The sequence below is a fragment of the Shewanella sp. POL2 genome (genome assembly GCF_000282755.1).
GTDB classification, from domain to species: domain Bacteria; phylum Pseudomonadota; class Gammaproteobacteria; order Enterobacterales; family Shewanellaceae; genus Shewanella; species Shewanella xiamenensis.
In genome coordinates, this window is record NZ_AKZL01000090.1 from 1 (window position 1) to 16,904 (window position 16,904).

The 16,904-nt window shown below is 46.5% G+C and carries 10 protein-coding genes; 4 read left to right on the forward strand and 6 right to left on the reverse strand.

Features of this window, described 5'->3' with window-relative positions; translation table 11 throughout:
• Positions 1-931: hypothetical protein (locus SHEWPOL2_RS18365; RefSeq protein ID WP_037430500.1), on the forward strand; the 931-nt coding region annotated here is incomplete at its 5' end.
• Positions 932-1,054: 123 nt separating this feature from the next.
• Here the strand turns inward: SHEWPOL2_RS18365 and SHEWPOL2_RS18370 are convergent.
• Positions 1,055-1,609 carry a hypothetical protein gene (locus tag SHEWPOL2_RS18370; protein WP_037430501.1) on the reverse strand — a complete coding sequence of 185 codons (555 nt, stop codon included), beginning with the start codon at positions 1,607-1,609 and terminating at the stop codon, positions 1,055-1,057.
• A gap of 245 nt (positions 1,610-1,854) precedes the next feature.
• Here SHEWPOL2_RS18370 and SHEWPOL2_RS18375 point away from each other — a divergent pair, with 245 nt between their 5' ends.
• On the forward strand, positions 1,855-3,882 hold the full coding sequence (locus tag SHEWPOL2_RS18375; protein ID WP_037430503.1) for a S9 family peptidase: 2,028 nt from the start codon (positions 1,855-1,857) through the stop codon (positions 3,880-3,882).
• Positions 3,883-4,019: 137 nt separating this feature from the next.
• On the opposite strand, the gene SHEWPOL2_RS18380 is transcribed toward SHEWPOL2_RS18375, so the two are convergent.
• The 4 genes from SHEWPOL2_RS18380 to SHEWPOL2_RS23370 form a co-directional block, all read right to left on the reverse strand.
• Positions 4,020-5,513, reverse strand: coding sequence for a pitrilysin family protein (locus SHEWPOL2_RS18380; protein WP_086024087.1), 1,494 nt, complete (start codon positions 5,511-5,513; stop codon positions 4,020-4,022).
• Complete coding sequence (locus SHEWPOL2_RS18385; RefSeq protein ID WP_037430506.1) at positions 5,510-6,841, reverse strand: pitrilysin family protein; 1,332 nt, start codon at positions 6,839-6,841, stop codon at positions 5,510-5,512. The genes SHEWPOL2_RS18380 and SHEWPOL2_RS18385 overlap by 4 nt, the downstream gene beginning before the upstream one ends.
• Positions 6,842-6,977: 136 nt before the next feature.
• The gene (locus SHEWPOL2_RS18390) at positions 6,978-8,390 is read right to left on the reverse strand and encodes an amidohydrolase (protein WP_037430507.1); all 1,413 of its coding nucleotides are present in this window, start codon (positions 8,388-8,390) and stop codon (positions 6,978-6,980) included.
• Between the two features lie 205 nt (positions 8,391-8,595).
• The gene (locus SHEWPOL2_RS23370; protein ID WP_037430510.1) at positions 8,596-13,500 is read right to left on the reverse strand and encodes a S8 family serine peptidase; all 4,905 of its coding nucleotides are present in this window, start codon (positions 13,498-13,500) and stop codon (positions 8,596-8,598) included.
• 280 nt (positions 13,501-13,780) lie between these two features.
• Between SHEWPOL2_RS23370 and SHEWPOL2_RS18400 the strand changes: the two genes are divergently transcribed.
• Both SHEWPOL2_RS18400 and SHEWPOL2_RS18405 read left to right on the forward strand, forming a co-directional pair.
• Entirely contained in the window at positions 13,781-14,671 is an 891-nt protein-coding gene (locus SHEWPOL2_RS18400; protein WP_050991407.1) for a LysR family transcriptional regulator, read from the forward strand.
• Between the two features lie 234 nt (positions 14,672-14,905).
• Complete coding sequence (locus SHEWPOL2_RS18405) at positions 14,906-15,829, forward strand: alpha/beta hydrolase-fold protein (protein WP_037430517.1); 924 nt, start codon at positions 14,906-14,908, stop codon at positions 15,827-15,829.
• Positions 15,830-15,973: 144 nt separating this feature from the next.
• On the opposite strand, the gene SHEWPOL2_RS18410 is transcribed toward SHEWPOL2_RS18405, so the two are convergent.
• The coding region (locus SHEWPOL2_RS18410; RefSeq protein WP_037430513.1) for a hypothetical protein at positions 15,974-16,904 on the reverse strand (931 nt) is incomplete at its 5' end.

Sequence of the window (16,904 nt, forward strand, 5' to 3'; positions counted from 1 at the left end):
ATCTGGGCGTAGTTACGAGCATCGGCGTGGCTGGATTGTTGATAAAATTAAGGCATTATCTGCGATATTTTGTATCGATATTTGCGCCTACGCGGTGATGAGTAACCATTACCACTTAGTGCTTAAAATAGATGTCGATAAGGCCAAATCCTTAACGCCAAAAGACATTATCAGCCGTTGGTGCCAAATCACTAAAGGCCATGCAATTGCTACTAAGTATATGAATGGTGATGCTTTAATCGAAGGTGAACGCATGTTACTCGATGGCTTAATTACCGAGTGGCATGAGCGATTAAGCAGTATTTCTTGGTTTATGCGCTGTTTAAATGAAGAAATTGCCCGCAAGGCTAATCGTGAAGATGAGTGCAAGGGCGCCTTTTGGGAGGGGCGTTTTAAGTCGCAAGCGCTGTTAGATGAGCAAGCACTACTGGCCTGTATGATGTATGTCGATTTAAATCCAATCAGAGCGGGCATTGCCGACTCTTTGCAATCCTCTGATTTTACATCAATTCAGGAGCGAATTAACTCGCTAAACACCCCAGATCATCCATTAACCCTCCCAGTGCCTCAAACTGACTCCGCAACCAATCAAGCTCATATTCCCCACAGGTCTCTGGTCCAATTAGATGGCGCAGCTCACCTGAATCAGCAAGTGGGTATTCCGTTTCACTTTGCCGATTATCTCGAACTGATTGATTGGACAGGCCGCGCCATCCGCCTTGATAAGAAAGGCTATATCGATAATCAACGACCTAAGCTACTCAATGAATTAGGTATTGCGCCCGATGCGTGGCTCACATCAGCCAAAGAGTTTCGTCGTCAATACAGTGGCATAAGTGGTCGATGGGATAGCATGTGTGAATTAAAAAAGCAGCATAACAGCGGCAAATGGTGTAAAGGAAAAGCCTCAAGCCAAGCGTTACATCCTTAAGTTGCTCACGACTCAGCGTTTAGGATTATTTTTGTTTATCCGAAATGGAAATAATTTCGCGCAAAAAATAGCACGCTTTTGTCCCAAAGTGAGTTGCGTATTGTCGAGTATGAATAAGTCGGCTTAATTCAATGGTGCGACAGGCGTCATTTCTATCCCACGAAAGAGCTGATAACGGTCGATATCATCGTCTAAATATTGGATATTTTGCGTCCACTGCCATGCGCCTTGGGGCGATTTAGCTTCGAATAACAGTTGGATTAAGGCGGCGCGCGCATTCACGACTCCCTCGCCCAGCAGGGAATAATCGCCATTTTGTTGATATAAACTAAAGAGTTGCTGTTTTTCCTGCGAGACACCGTCATAGTAGGTTAACAGCACTTGCTCGCCTTGCTCCCGAAACCACCAAGTCTCGCTGTAGGGAGCGTGCGTACCGACACTTACGGAGAGGATCAACTGGCGCTGATCATGGGAACAAAATCCATTGACCGTCACTTGTCTAGGGGTGTCACTTGCCTTAGCGGCATTGCCCTGCCACTGCCCCACCATTTGCGGGCAAAAGGCTTTAAAACTGACCTTAGCGGCTTGCGCAGGAAAGATAGCCAAGCAGCCCAAGGCGAGTATCAATACATTTTTGATCAATAGCTTGCCCAGTTTTTGCGGGATGATTAACGCCATATTCGAGTCCTATTTCAATCTCCCAATACATTAGCGTTAAAACACCTTAGCCACAAATACGCCATAACACTTTTCGCCATACCCAACATACCTTGCCATCAAAATGTGCTCAGTGGTTACAGTTACTTACATAAAAGTCACTCTTGCCACCGATAGACTCAGTTTGATTTCATGCTCAGTTTCTATACTTTGGGGTTTAATAGCTAAAAATAACAATAACGCTCTGAATGATAAGGAGACATCTAGTGAAAAAGGCAGGCATCTTACTGCTTAGCTTACTCATGCCCTTCAGCACGGCATTTGCAGAAGCAAGCAAACCACTCTCAGTCGAATTACTTTGGCAACTCAAACGCATAGGTAGCCCAGTGGTGTCATCCACGGGCGAGCATATTATTGCGCCTGTGACTGAGTACGACCTTAAGGAAGACAAGGGTTCAACCCAACTGTGGCGCTTCGACGGTGAAGGTAAAAATAACCGTGCGATTACCGCCAAAGGCTTAAAAGTCAGCGAGCCGGTGTTTTCGCCAGATGGTAAAACCTTGGCTTTTATCAGCGAACGTAACGATGATGACGCAGGCCAAATTTACCTGTTACCTATGGATGGCCCCGGTGAAGCCAGCAAGCTCACGGACATTCCCACCGGCGTCAATGGCATCAAGTGGGTTGGCAAGCATTTGTATTTTATTAGCAATATCTTTCCTGAACAGAATTGGGAGCAAATGAAGGCCCAGCTCAAGACAGATAAAGATAATAAAGTCTCCGCCCGCCAGTGGAATGCACTGCCCTATTCGCAGTTCGATCATTGGTTAGATGAGCGCCGTCAGGCCCATGTATTTAGGATCCCAGCCACAGGCGGCGCGGTTGAAGCCGTGACTCAGCCTTTAGGCCATGAACTGCCACGCTCAAGCCAAAGCAGTTCAAGCTATGATATCTCCCCCGATGAGAGCTTAATCGCCTTTAGCGCCTATGGTTCGGATAATCGGGTTGATCCTAAGTTAGATTTGTTCCTCGCCACTATAGGCGGCAGCAAGGCTGAAAACATCACTCCAGAAAACCCCGCGCCGGATCTCAATCCATCCTTTAGTCCTAACGGTAAAACCTTGGCCTTTACTCGCCAAAAAATTACCGGATTTTATGCCGATACGGCAAGGCTAATGCTGCTGGATGTAAGCAGTCGCAAACTCACCACGCTCACCGCGGATTGGGATCGCTCAGTGTCTGACTTCAACTGGACACCCGACAGCAAGGGGTTATATGCCAGCATTGATGATGCCGCCACTAACCGTATTTACCATATCGATGCCAAGAGCGGTAAGGCCAAGGCCATCACCCAAGCTACCGACTTTAGCCAACCTGCTATCGCTAAAGATGGCCAGTTGATTGCGACCAATCAAAGCTTTTTGTATCCAGCGCGTTTAGTCAGCATCAATCCTCGCAATGGTAAAACCGAGCGTTTAGAACAGTTTAACGATGATATTTTAAAGGATGTCGATTTAGGCACCTATGAGTCGGTCACCTACAAAGGTTACCAAGGCCAAGACATTCAAATGTGGGTGCACTATCCTCCCGGGTTCGACCGCAGCAAACAGTATCCGCTGTTTATGTTAATCCACGGCGGCCCACACAATGCCATTAGCGATGGTTTCCATTACCGCTGGAATGCGCAAACCTTCGCCTCTTGGGGTTATGTAACCGCGTGGCCAAACTTCCACGGCTCTAGCGGCTTTGGACAAGAGTTTGCCGATGCCATTAACCCTGATTGGAAAAACAAATCCCTCGAAGACGTGCTCAAAGCGGCAGACTGGTTTAAGCAGCAAAGTTGGATCGATAGCGATCGTATGGTCGCCGGCGGCGCCAGTTATGGGGGCTACTTAACCTCGATTATTTTAGGTCAGCCACATCCCTTCAAGGCGCTGCTGATCCATGCAGCGGTGTACGACATGTACTCACAAATGTCGGCGGACTTTGCCGTCCACAGCACCCGCTTTGGTAACTACTGGGATAATCCTGAGCTGTATAAAGCCATTTCGCCCCATTACTTTGCCGCCAACTTTAACACTCCAACCTTAGTCAGCCATGGGCAACTCGATTACCGTGTGCCCGTCGGCCAAGGTTTTGAGCTGTTCCGCACCCTGCAAACCCGTAATGTTGAATCGCGGATGATCTATTTCCCCGATGAAAACCATTGGATCATGAAACCCAACAACTCCATCTACTGGTATAACCAAGTGAAGGATTGGATGGCTCATTACGCTAAGCCAGGTGCACAATAACACCTAGAACCTAGAACCTAGAACCTAGAACCTAGAACCTAGAACCTAGAACCTAGAACCTAGAACCTAGAACAGAAAAACAAAAGGTCTGCACTATGCAGACCTTTTTATTGGGCGATATAAACTAACGCCAGTGGTTATTGACCAAAACCTACCGCATTAATATCGACGGTTTGCACTTGGCCATACTTGGCGGCTATCGGCGCAATCTTGCTGGCGTTGCCAATCAGCACAAACTGTAAGTCCTTTTGCGGGAAGTAAGTTTTCACTAACCTTTGGGTTTCTTCTAAGGTTAAGCCGTCCACTTTCGCTTGGAACTCGTTGATAAACTTATCATCGAAGCCGTAGAGATACATGCCGGATAAGAGTCCAGCCAATTGGCCCGAGGTTTCAAACTTAGGCGGGAACTGACCTTTAACATAGGCCTTAGCCGAATCAAGAGTCGCTTGATCGACACCTTTCTCCCATAAACGAGCATAGGTTTTCAGGGCTAAATCAATCGCTTCTTGAGTGGTTTCCGTCTTAGTGAAGGTGCTAATGGTAAACACACCTGAGTCGGTATAAGGACTAAAGCCGGAGCGCGCGCCATAGGTTAGCCCCGCATTCACCCGCAGCTCATCGTTCAGCCAAGAGGTAAAGCGACCACCTAAAATCGTGTTCACTACCGTTAGCCCCACATAGTCTGGGTTATCACGGCTAATGCCTAAACCGCCGATAACAAAGGTAGTTTCCATTGCATCTGGCTTATCCACCAGCAGCACTTTGGCCTCAGTTAACTTAGGCAAACCTTGGTTTAAGTCGGGTTGAACGAGTTTTTCGCTGCCTTTCCACTGGCCAAAAGTCTGGGTTAACTTGGCCTTCATCGCCGCCACATCAAAATCCCCCACCACTGTTAATGCGGTATTGGCGGGTTGATAGTAGCTTTTATGGAAGGCGCGCAACTGCGACACTGTGACTTGCTCAAGTGACTCACGATTACCCGATGAGGCATTACCGTAAGGATGAGCACCGAACACCAGTTTATCGAAGTAGCGACCAATAACAGCGCGTGGGCTTTCTTTATCCTGCTGTAAACCCGCAATGGCGCGCTGTTTAAGCTTGTCAAACTCGGCCGAATCAAAATCGGGGCTTAATAACGCGGCGCTGAATAGGCCAAGCATCACATCGGTATCTTTCGCCATAAAATCGGCGGCCAGATAACTGCCTTCTTTATCGGCTTCTGCCCCTAAGCTAGCGCCAAGAAAATCCACTTGCTGCTCAATCTCGGCCTTGGATTTACCCGCCGCACCAAGGAGTAAACCTTGGGCGGTCATTTGAGCGATACCTGCTGTGGTGTCGTTTACCGCCCCAGCACGCACGACCGCGTTTAGGGTGATCAACGGCACTTCGCGCTGTGGCATTAAATACACGGTAAGGCCGTTATCTAGCACTAACTTGTCGTAACTTGGCATGGCAAAGCTGCCGGTATCGACGCGTTTGGATGCCGTGGTGGAGGCGCAGCCGGATAAGGCCAAGCTGGTCCCTAAAGCTAATGCGACCATTAACTTAGTCGGTTGCCAAGATGATTTGACAAAGGATGATTTTACAAAGGATGATTTTACAAAGGAGAGTTTCATTGCCATCGATTTCATTGAGAGTTCTCCTCGTTTGCCGCCAATACCGCGACCGTGCGATTCGATTTGCGTAAATAGGTTTGGGCAACACGTTGGATATCCGCAGGCGTTACCTTGTTATAGGCCTCTGGCGCATTAAATAACTTGTCGTAACTGCCAAAATACATTTCATAGGTGCCGATAGTGTTGGCCTTACCATTAATGGTTTCCATCGCGCGGTAAAAATCCATCAACTTGATATTTTTAACTTTATCTAGCTCTTGTTGGCTAACGCCATTGGTCGCAATGGCATCGATTTGTTCAATCAGCGCTCGCTCTAGCGTCGATGCTTTCACCTCTGGCGTAGCTACACCCATGACGTAAAAGAGATTGGGATCGACCGACATCGGCATATAGGTTTGCGCTTCTAAGGCCACTTGTTTATCCACCAGCGCTTGATATAAACGCGAGCTATTGCCTTGGCTTAAAATCGAACTTAATAAATCCATCGCATAAAAATCTGCGTGAGTCGCTGCCGGAATATGGTAAGCCAGCATCACATTAGGCGTACTGACCGAGGCTTTTTGAACAAAGGTACGGCGCTCACCCTTTTGCTCAGGCTCCACGGTACGCACGGCCTTTGGCGGTGTTTGCGCAGGAATAGGCGCAAAGTACTTGTCGGCCAAGGCTTTTACTTGGGCAAGCTTCACATCACCCGCAATCACCACGACCGCATTGTTTGGCGCGTAATAGGTCTTATGGTATTGCACTAAATCTTCTAGAGTCCACGCGGCGATATCCGATTCATGACCAATCACAGACCAAGAATAGGGGTGCGCTAAAAAGGCCACGCCTTTAATTTCGCCTTCGAGGGTATTCCAGTTAGAGTTTTCAAGCCCAGTTGAACGCTCCGACTGCACTACGCCACGCTCGCTTTCCACCATCGCGGGATTGATATCTAAGTTGGCGATACGATCAGCTTCAAGGTCGAACATGGTTTCTAGCGCATTGGCGGGAAACCAGTCGGTGTAAACCGTCATATCCTCTGTGGTGTAGGCATTGTTAGCCCCGCCCGCCGCTTCCATAGTGCGGTCGAACATCTTAGGGCCGTATTTTTTCGAGCCATTAAACATCATATGTTCGAAAAAGTGTGAAATACCGGTAATCCCCGGGACTTCGTTACGGGAACCGACTTTCCAAAATAGATACATGTTGGCATTGGGAATAGAAGAGTCCTCTAGCACCATGATTTTCATGCCGTTATCTAGCGTGAAACTCTTAATATCTTCTGCCGTGGTGGCCTGAGCTTGGCTCAAGGGATTAAAGAGTCCCATCGCCAATACCAGCGCCGATAGCGTGCGCTTCATCTTGTTCGCTCCTTGCTGTAAAAATTCACATAAGAGGGCATATTGATTAACAAATCAAGGGCGAAAAGATCTTCCCGCCCAATTTTTTGTAAGCTCAAGTTATACCGAAAAGCTGACGGAATAAGACTTAAACGGTTTATTGCGCCTTCAGTGCCGTAAGGGCAACCTTGGTCATGGCTTCTACCCCGACTTTGAGTGCACTTTCATCCACATAAAATGCGGGTGAATGGTTACTGGCCGCCGTTTCAGGATCTGTGCCCTTTGGCGTCACCCCGAGGAAGAAAAACATCCCAGGGGACTCTAAGGCATAGAAGGAAAAGTCCTCGGCACCTGTGATTAATCCTGGCTCAATCAGCATCTTATCGCCGACCACACTGGCAAGCACGGGGCGCATACTGGCGACCAATTCGGGATTGTTCACCACTACGGGATAACCTTGATGGATTTCGGTTGTCGCGGTGGCACCTAAGGTTTTTGCCGATAACTCGGCGATTTCGGCCAAGCGCACCTTAATATCGGCACGCATAGGCTGGTCAAAGGTGCGGATGGTGCCAATCAACTCGACTTCATCAGGAATAATATTCGAGCGAATACCGCCATTGACTGCACCAAAACTCACCACAGCGGGCGCTTTGGTAATATCCACCTGACGACTGACAATAGTTTGCACATTGGTAATAATTTGCGCCGCGGCAACAATAGGGTCGACGCCATTCCAAGGGCGCGAACCATGGGTTTGGCGACCTTTCACTTTGATCGTAAAGGAATCTTCACTCGCCATGGCAGGGCCACTACGCACGCCAATCATGCCGCTTGGCATACTCGAAGTCACATGCATGCCAAACACTTGGTCGGGTTTGCGCTTGGCAAATAACCCTTGTTTAAGCATGAGTTCAGCGCCGCCCTCTTCGCCATCAGGCGCACCTTCTTCGGCGGGTTGGAAGATAAACATTACATCACCGGCAAGGCTATCCTTCACTTTCACTAAATTCTCGGCCACGCCCATCAGCATGGCCACATGGGTATCGTGGCCGCAGGCATGCATCACCCCTACGGTTTGACCACGATAGGTATCTGTCGCTTTAGAGGCAAAGGGCACATCGACGACTTCGGTAACGGGCAAGGCATCCATATCAGCGCGGATCGCAATCAAAGGGCCGGGCTTACCGCCCTTTAACTTTCCGCCTTTCAAGATAGCAACAACCCCAGTATGGGCGATGCCCGTTTGAACTTCTAACCCGAGGGATTTCAGATGCTTTTCGATAATCTTGCTGGTGCGAAACTCGCGATTAGATAGCTCTGGATGCTGGTGTAAATCTCGGCGCCAGTCGAGCACCTTTTGCTCCACACCCACCGCCAGCTTAGCCGCATCGGGCTGCGCCGCATAGGCAGAACTTAAGCCTACACCCATTAAACTCAAAGTGACGATGGAAGCCAGTAAGCTCTTGGCCAATTTTGATGTACTCACACCGAATGAACTCACATAAGGTGCAAAGGATGTGGCGACAGAAGATGTTGATAAAGCGCGCGATACCGAGGATACAGTCATAGCGATAACCTATTGTTGTTTTTATAAGCTATCTAAACTACACGGACATTGAGAAATTGTTAATAGATTTAATAGCAAGGCTTGTAACGAAGAATTAATGTGGGATAAACACATCATTTATGGCCGATGACAATCCACACTTGGACGCATAAAAAAGGGCCTCCGTTAGAAGGCCCAAAGACAAGGTACTACTTAAAGGTGAAGTTTACTTATTAACATTCCATTTTTGACGTGATGCGGCCATCAAGCCAAGCATCAGGATGGCAAGCCAACCCAAGCTACCGCCATCGCTCTCTTTAGTCTCTTCAACAGGTGGTGTTGGAGGTGTTGGAGGTGTTGGAGGTGTTGGTTCTACACCATCAGAGTTCACGACTAAGTTAAAGCTCGTTTGCACCATGTCATTTTGATAAACCTTATCAAAGGCTTTCACTGTGACAGTGGTTGTACCGTGCCAATCTTTTTCGGGAGTAATGGTGACTTGGTTACCATTAACAACTGAGGTGATATGCGCGCCTGTGACTTGGATACCATTAGCGGTATTTTCTTTGTCTTGCACTAGAACCTCAAAACTGATGCTGGTGTTTTCAGCAACAGACATATTGCCGAGTGCACCTATCGCAAGGTTTGAAGGTACTTTGAGGCTTCCGCTAGAGGTCACACTACTGCTGCCAGTGTAATCACTTTTAGCAATAATCTGCAGATCTTGACCTACCGCTTTAGCACCAACACGAGCCGAGAATGATAGTTCGATTGCTGTCGCTTCAGGCCCAGTGTAGTTAGCACAGACCACTAAGCCTTCTGCAATTTTCTTATCCAGATCGTTAAAGGCAAAGCCATCACCGATATAACCATACGCAGGGCCAAAGGTGCCACGTGGTCCATAGTAACCATGTAAACCAATTGAGCCTAAATGCGCTTTGTTACCGGTTAATTTGTCATAGGCAAAAATAAACTCATGTTCACCAGGGGCAAAATTAAGCTGAGTTGAGGCTAATAGCTCAAAACTGTAACGGGCATCGTAATCAGGATCATGGTTAATACCAAAGGCAAAATCCTGACGCATATTGTCCCATTCAACAATCAGATAACGTCGGTCATTGGTAACAGCAAGCGATACGCCGTCCATGCTTTCGGTATCCAAATTATATTCTGGGATGGTAACACCATCTCCACGCCATAACGGAGCAATCACAGTATCGGGGAAATATTGCTCTTCCATTGGATAGTGAGCAGCCCAGAACAGTGGTAGTTGATCGAGCTGAATAAATCCACCAGGAGAAATACTTAAGGTATCTTTGTGTGAATACTCTTCTGGATTGTTATACAGCGGGATACGATCAATACCAAATGCGCTTAATGGCACAGTTACCGTATCATTCACCCGACCAGCAATTGCCGCTTCAGACGCGATTCCAGCCTCGGTAAATAAATCCAAATAATAAGGATTTGAACCGATTGGAATTCGGCAGCTCTCATCGGTATCGCTCGTGGTGAAGAGATATTGACGTTTTTGCGCATTGCTCGCCTGTTGCATCGCTTTCAGGGTGATTTGCTGTGCAGCAACAGTCAGGCCGGCTTTAAGATCTTGGTTATTGCTGTTCGCTTTTAGCGTGTTAGGCAATAATTGCAAACCTTCGGGCAGTGTTAAGGCAATATTCACATCGCGCTCTAATCCGAGTAGGTTTGGTGCCATCAGCATCTTAACCTCAACAACATCGCCTTCTTTGGCTTGTTGTTGGCTGGTCGTGATACTGACATCATTGCCCTCATGCACTAAATGCACGGCCATTTTGCCAATGTTGCCAACGTTTTGCGCACCATTACCGACTTCAACCAAGCCGTATAAGCGATCACCCGCTTTACTGCCTGTGGCAGACCAGTTCATTTGTAATTGGTAGGGATCGATACCATTGGTACTTGCTGGCCCTGTTACATTCAGTTGCTTAGTATCAGTGTCGGAGATAATCGCAAGACTCGCTTTAATGCTGTCTTTGGTATCAATCTCGTCTCCCCATGGGCGCTTAAAGTTACCTAACATCACCCAATAACGACCAGGCGTTGGATCATTAATCGCGCAATAGTCGGTAACATCGGTATAGGAGTAACAAATCGCCTCGTCATACCATTCCACTTTGCCGTTATTATTGAGATCCATACCAATATCTAACGACGTCGATGCTGATTTATCAGCTGATACCTCTTCCCACACAATGCGGCGAGTACCTTCTGGTACGTCAAAGAAATGCACCGAAACACCCGGATTATTTTCCATTGTTTCAGGCTTTGTAAAGTCAACATAGGCGGCATTAAGTTTGTGCTCTGTGACTGTACCTGCGGTTAAGCCACTCACTTTGACATTCAGCGCGCTGATTTCTTTGGTCATCAACTCAGGAGTCAGCATGGTGCCAGTATCGCGGTGGATTTTTCCTGCGACAATTTCAGGCAAGCTAGAGCCAGTAAAACGTGCCATTACGGGCAAGTATTGATCTGGCAAACTGGCATCCGTCGGTTTCAGGTCAATTTTACCAAACACTTCGTTTGAGGAAGAGTTAGCGTTGACAGAGGTTACATCGAGGATTTTCGCCGTTACCATAATACTTTGCTGCTCACCCGCTTTTAACTTAATCGTTTGCGGATAAACACTTAGCTCAAGGAAAGGCGCGCCTTCTGTGGTGATTTCGGTCGCACTCACGTTCCACTCACCGTCTGTCGTGGCAGTAAAGGTACGCATCCAAGTGCAGCTACTTTTACATTCCGCATTGACTAAATAAGGCACGTTTAACGCGGTCACATCGCCACCTTCCATGGGGTTGGCGGCGCGATAATTATCACCATTTTCATCCATCACCAGACCCGCTTTTACCGCTCTGGCTACGTTAATCACTCCGCTACCCATATCGTAGAAAGCTGCATCCACTAATTTTGGCGGATTATCGTAGGTTGGAGCTTTACCTAACACGGCGGTGGTCATCAGTGCCGACTGGATCATCGCAGGCGTCCATTGTGGGTGCGCTTGGGTTAATAACGCTAAAGCGCCCGCCACATGTGGACCTGCCATAGAAGTACCACTAATGGCTTCATAATCACTCGGTGAGGGATACAAGCTAAAAGGCATTTCGTCAGAATAAGCAGCAAACACGTCCACCCCGGGGGCTGACACGTTTGGCACCATTACATTGGGGTTAGTGCTACTTGGACCACGGGAGGAGAAGTCAGCTAACACATCGGCTTCGCGCTCAGTGGTGATAATCTTACCCGCAGTGATGGTGACTTTAGGCTCTGTGGTGTTGGCAATCCATTCAACAAGCTGATTGCCTGATGCCGCGTCGATGTGCATTCCAGGGATAGGGAAAGGGTTTAAATTTAGGCTATTCGCGCCAGTACCATCGTCCCAAGATACGGCGTTATATAAAATAATCCCACCCGCACCGCCCGCAGCAACGTTAACACCTTTCTGTACGCGAGCATTTTCACCGCGCTTACATAACACGATATCATCGCTATTGAATGTGCCAGCTGGGAAAGGAGCCAAGCACAGTGGATCACTATAGGTTGCGGCATCAACTAAACGGCCAGTGATATCTCCCGTTACGGCATAACCTGCCATTTTATTAGGTGCGTTTTCACCTGCAAAAGTGAGCGAGCCTTCAACAGGTTCAATTTGGCGACCATGGGTACTGGCAGCAACGGATGTTAACCAAGGCGAGACATGGTCGATATAACCAGGGCCATAGCGTCCCCAGTTACCCGCCGAAGCAGCAACAGAGATCCCCGATTCACGCGCAGCTAAAAACGCCATTTCAACGGCATCGTACCAAGGCAGACTTTCAAGTCCACCGATAGAGAAGTTAATTACATCGACGCCGTCGATAATGGCATCTTCAATAGCAGCGACTAATGCATCGCCAGGACAACCACCGTAGTTTTCGCCATACGAACCACCACCGGGATAACACACTTGGTAGGCAATAATGTTGGCTCTTGGGGCAACGCCTGAAATTTCGGGGAAGACTAAAGAGGTATCAAAACCATCTGATTTTTCATCAGTTCCACTCAGTTTAAAGGGCACATTGTAGAGCACGTTACCCGCAACAGTACTGGCAGTATGTGAACCATGGCCGTTGTAATCTTCACCATTGGGTGGGCGTTTATAATCCACTTCCCACGGTGGCAGATCGGGTTGGAAAATCGGATCTTTATAGGTATCGGTAATCATATCGTAAGAACGTACACCGATAAGCTTACTGTTACACATCAAAGGATATTCTTGGCAGTCGCCCAGATAATTGCCTTCGCCTAATGGGTTGACGTGCTTATAACCGTCTGCCGAAACTGCGGCAAAAGACGGGTGATCTGAGTTAATCCCAGTGTCGATAATACCGGCAATAATGCCCTCACCACGCATCGCAACGCCGTCGGGAGTGCTCGTGCCCTGCCAAATCATATCAGCGCCAATATGCTTAGGGCCGACATCGGTGAATAATTGATATTCCTTCGCCCGAGTCACCGCTTTAACATTGGGCAGCTTAGCTACTTCAGCGGCTTGCTCCTGGGTTAACACCATGGTCATACCGTTTAGTGCCACATTAAAGCGACGCTTTATTTCAGCATCTGGCGCAACACGCTTGATTTGGCTAGCGGTTTCATTCTGAGAGCGCGTTAAAAAAGCTTGGTAGTTTTTAACGGTTTTGCTCTTTAAATCGATTGTCCCAAAACGCTCATTAGAACGTATTGCGGGCTGATTGCTACGAGGCGACGTGGCGGCAAACTCAGGTCTATCACCCTGATAAAGTGAAACAGGAGCATCCATTAATTGAATAATATAGGTATGCGTTCCATCAATGTCCTTTTCCCATGCAAATGGCGCCTTATTGCTACTCCCATTTACAGCGCGATGGACGTTCATACCAATTTGACCCGGTCTATTAGCGCGATTCAAAGCCGGATGGGTTGGTTTATTTTTATTGGCTAATATTTGTTCGGGTGCCAGCTTGATACCAATAAGTTTTTGCTCGGCTTGGTTCCTATCTAAAGGATTGGCAACTAACGTCCCTATTCCGGTCGCATATAGCGCCGCAAAGGTCATTATGCTGATCTTCTTCAATTTCATTACTCATTCCTTGTTAGATTTATGTTGCAAATTTGTTATTTGCAGAATGAATAGTTACCGTCAGCAATACTTTAAAGCCAATGCATTTTACGTATCAGTTGATGACAAAAAACTATACGAGAACAGCGCCAAATAATTAAAAAATCAAAACAAACACTTACTCATAATTGTTAATTATTCATATGAAGATAAAGATACAAATTGTCACCAACGTCTACTTGTCGATACTGAGCCACAAGGGTATGTTGCACACATGTTGTAATTACTTGACAAATAACTTGTGATTGAGTTTAAGCATCTTAAAAATTTCCAGATTTTAGCCAAAGAGCGTAATTTTCAAAAAGCTGCCCAAAAATTAAATCTTGCTCAACCTTCATTAAGCCGAAGCATTCAACGACTCGAACATATACTGGGTACAGAGCTGTTGCTGAGGGGAAATCAATCAACTTCTTTAACCCCTGCTGGGGAGCTCGTTCTCAGCCATAGTCAGCATATTTTGCAAAACGTCGAAGCCCTTCGAAAAGAATTACACTATATGCAGGGTAAGAGCAGTGGCTATTTATCAATAGGTGCAAGCCCTGTACCGGCAAATACCATTCTAGGGCCGATTCTCGGACGTTTTTTTGAGCAATACCCAGACATTCATATCGATCTCGAAGTTGGTACCTGGCAACAACAACTGGAAAAATTGCTACGCGGAGAACTCACACTATTAATTACTGATGTTGAAGGTGAGATTATTGGCCACGAAAGCTCGATACAGTCCTTTAATTTACCTTCTTTTGAAGCGGTTTTTTGTACCAGAGCTGGACATCCGTTGACGTATTTAGATCGCTTAACCCTAGAAGATATTCGCAAATATCCACTCGCGATACCCAAAAACTTACCTTATGGCGTCAGTGAACAATTTGGCGATCTGTTTAATAAATATCGCAATGACTTTTCGGGATTATTACATTACGACTCTTTCCCGCCGATAAAAGGCGCCCTATTACACTCTCAAATTGTTGCATTAACACCACAAATCACCTTATTTGATGATGATATTAAGCATGCGGTGCGAGTGATAACCCCCATCGATATGCCTAAACTAAACGTATTTTTTAGTGTGGTAATGCTTAAAAACCAAATCAGTGCTCCCGCAAAACGCCTTTTAAGTTTGCTACTTTAAGTGATATTTGGATTTACTACGGAAGATACAGTGCCATTTACATTAAAATGAGCATTAAAAACAAGATAACACTCGATTAAGCTACAGATAATTTTTAGCCATACATTCTGTCAAATATAGTTTATTAACCTTGGCCTTTCTCATGTTGCCTGATTGCAATCGTATTCAAACTTTTAAGCAAGGTTAAATACGCTAAGCTGATCTCAATCACCATCACACTAAAAAACCAATATGATGAGATTACTCGGCATTTTATTTATACTGCTAAGCTCAAGTTTCAATGTATATGCGCAATTACCGCAAGTAAGCGCTGGCAGCATTGAGCGACTCACCAGTTACCCTTCGGCATTTGTCCCTCCTCGAAATATCGATATTTGGTTACCCGCAGATTACGATAAACAGCAACGTTATGCAGTGCTATATATGCATGATGGTCAAATGCTATTTGATGCGACAACAAGTTGGAACAAACAGGAGTGGCAAATTGATGAGGTGGCATCAAGACTCATCAAAGCAGGAAAAACTCAACCTTTTATCGTGGTTGGAATCGATAACGCAGGCGCAAATCGCCACAGCGAGTACTTTCCACAGCAACCCTTTGAAAATCTGTCCCCAGCACAACAAGCTGCACTCTATCAATTACAACGCACTAAAAACCAAGCGCTATTTAGCCAGCAAGTATATTCAGATCGCTATCTTAAATTTCTAGTGACAGAACTTAAGCCCTATATCGATAGCCACTACTCTGTTTATACAGATGCCGCCCATACCTTTGTCATGGGATCGAGTATGGGCGGATTAATTTCACTATATGCGATCAGCGAATACCCTCATATTTTCGGTGGTGCGGCTTGCCTATCAACTCACTGGCCAAGTACGTTTGAGCAGCAAAACAACCCTATTCCGCCTGCATTTTTTAACTATATGCAGCAAAAACTCCCCGATCCTTCGACACATAAACTCTACTTTGACCATGGAACGGCCACTTTAGATACCTGGTATCCACCATTACAAGCTCAAGCAGATAAGATCATTAAAGCGAAAGGCTATACAAGTCAGAATTGGCAAAGCTTAACATTCGAAGGTGCCGAGCATAGTGAACACGCTTGGGCGGCAAGGCTAGATATCCCACTTATCTTTTTGCTCACTTTAAAATAGCAATGCCTTCTTCAATTATTAAGAGGGCTAATAGCCAGACTTCAGGCAGGGCAAGCTTTGGGACAAAAGCGTGCTATGTTTTGCGCAAAATTATCTTTATTTCGGATAAACAAAAATAATCCCAAACGTTAAGTCGCGATGAACTTAAGGATGTAACGCTTGGCTTGAGGCTTTTCCTTTACACCATTTGCCGCTGTTATGCTGCTTTTTAAAGGCGCACATGCTATCCCATCGACCACTTATGCCACTGTATTGACGACGAAACTCTTTGGCTGATGTGAGCCACGCATCGGGCGCAATGCCTAATTCATTGAGTAGTTTCGGCCGTTGATTATCGATATAGCCTTTCTTATCAAGGCGGATGGCGCGGCCTGTCCAATCAATCAGTTCGAGATAATCGGCAAAATGAAACGGAATGCCCGCTTGCTCATTTAGGTGAGCTGCGCCATCGAATTGGACAAGAGCCTTGTGGGGAATATGAGCTTGATTAGTTGCGGAGTCAGTTTGTGGCGTTGAGATGGCTAATGAACGATTGGGTGAATCTAGCGAGTTAATTCGCTCCTGAATCGATGTAAAATCAGAGGATTGCAAAGAATCGGCAATGCCTGCTCGAATGGGGTTTAAATCGACATACATCATACACGCGAGCAGGGCTTGCTCATCTAGCAGCGCTTGCGACTTAAATCGGCCTTCCCAAAAGGCGCCCTTGCACTCATCTTCACGATTAGCCTTACGGGCAATTTCTTCGTTTAAACAACGCATAAACCAAGAAATACTGCTTAATCGTTCATGCCACTCGGTAATTAAGCCATCGAGCAACATGCGTTCACCTTCGATTAATGCATCACCATTCATATACTTAGTCGCGACTGCATGGCCTTTAGTGATTTGGCACCAACGGCTGATAATGTCTTTTTGCGTTAAGGATTTGGCCTTATCGACATCTATTTTAAGCACTAAATGATAGTGATTGTTCATCACCGCGTAGGCGCAAATATCGATACAAAATATCGCAGACAAGGCTTTGATTTTATCAACAATCCAGCCACGTCGATGCTCGTAACTGCGGCCAGTG

Excerpts from the sequence above, each read along its gene's own strand:
- SHEWPOL2_RS18370 (WP_037430501.1), bottom strand. The coding sequence starts at position 1,609 with ATGGCGTTAATCATCCCGCAAAAACTGGGCAAGCTATTGATCAAAAAT.
- SHEWPOL2_RS18380 (WP_086024087.1), bottom strand. The coding sequence starts at position 5,513 with ATGAAATCGATGGCAATGAAACTCTCCTTTGTAAAATCATCCTTTGTA.
- SHEWPOL2_RS18385 (WP_037430506.1), bottom strand. The coding sequence starts at position 6,841 with ATGAAGCGCACGCTATCGGCGCTGGTATTGGCGATGGGACTCTTTAAT.
- SHEWPOL2_RS18390 (WP_037430507.1), bottom strand. The coding sequence starts at position 8,390 with ATGACTGTATCCTCGGTATCGCGCGCTTTATCAACATCTTCTGTCGCC.
- SHEWPOL2_RS23370 (WP_037430510.1), bottom strand. The coding sequence starts at position 13,500 with ATGAAATTGAAGAAGATCAGCATAATGACCTTTGCGGCGCTATATGCG.
- SHEWPOL2_RS18405 (WP_037430517.1), top strand. The coding sequence starts at position 14,906 with ATGAGATTACTCGGCATTTTATTTATACTGCTAAGCTCAAGTTTCAAT.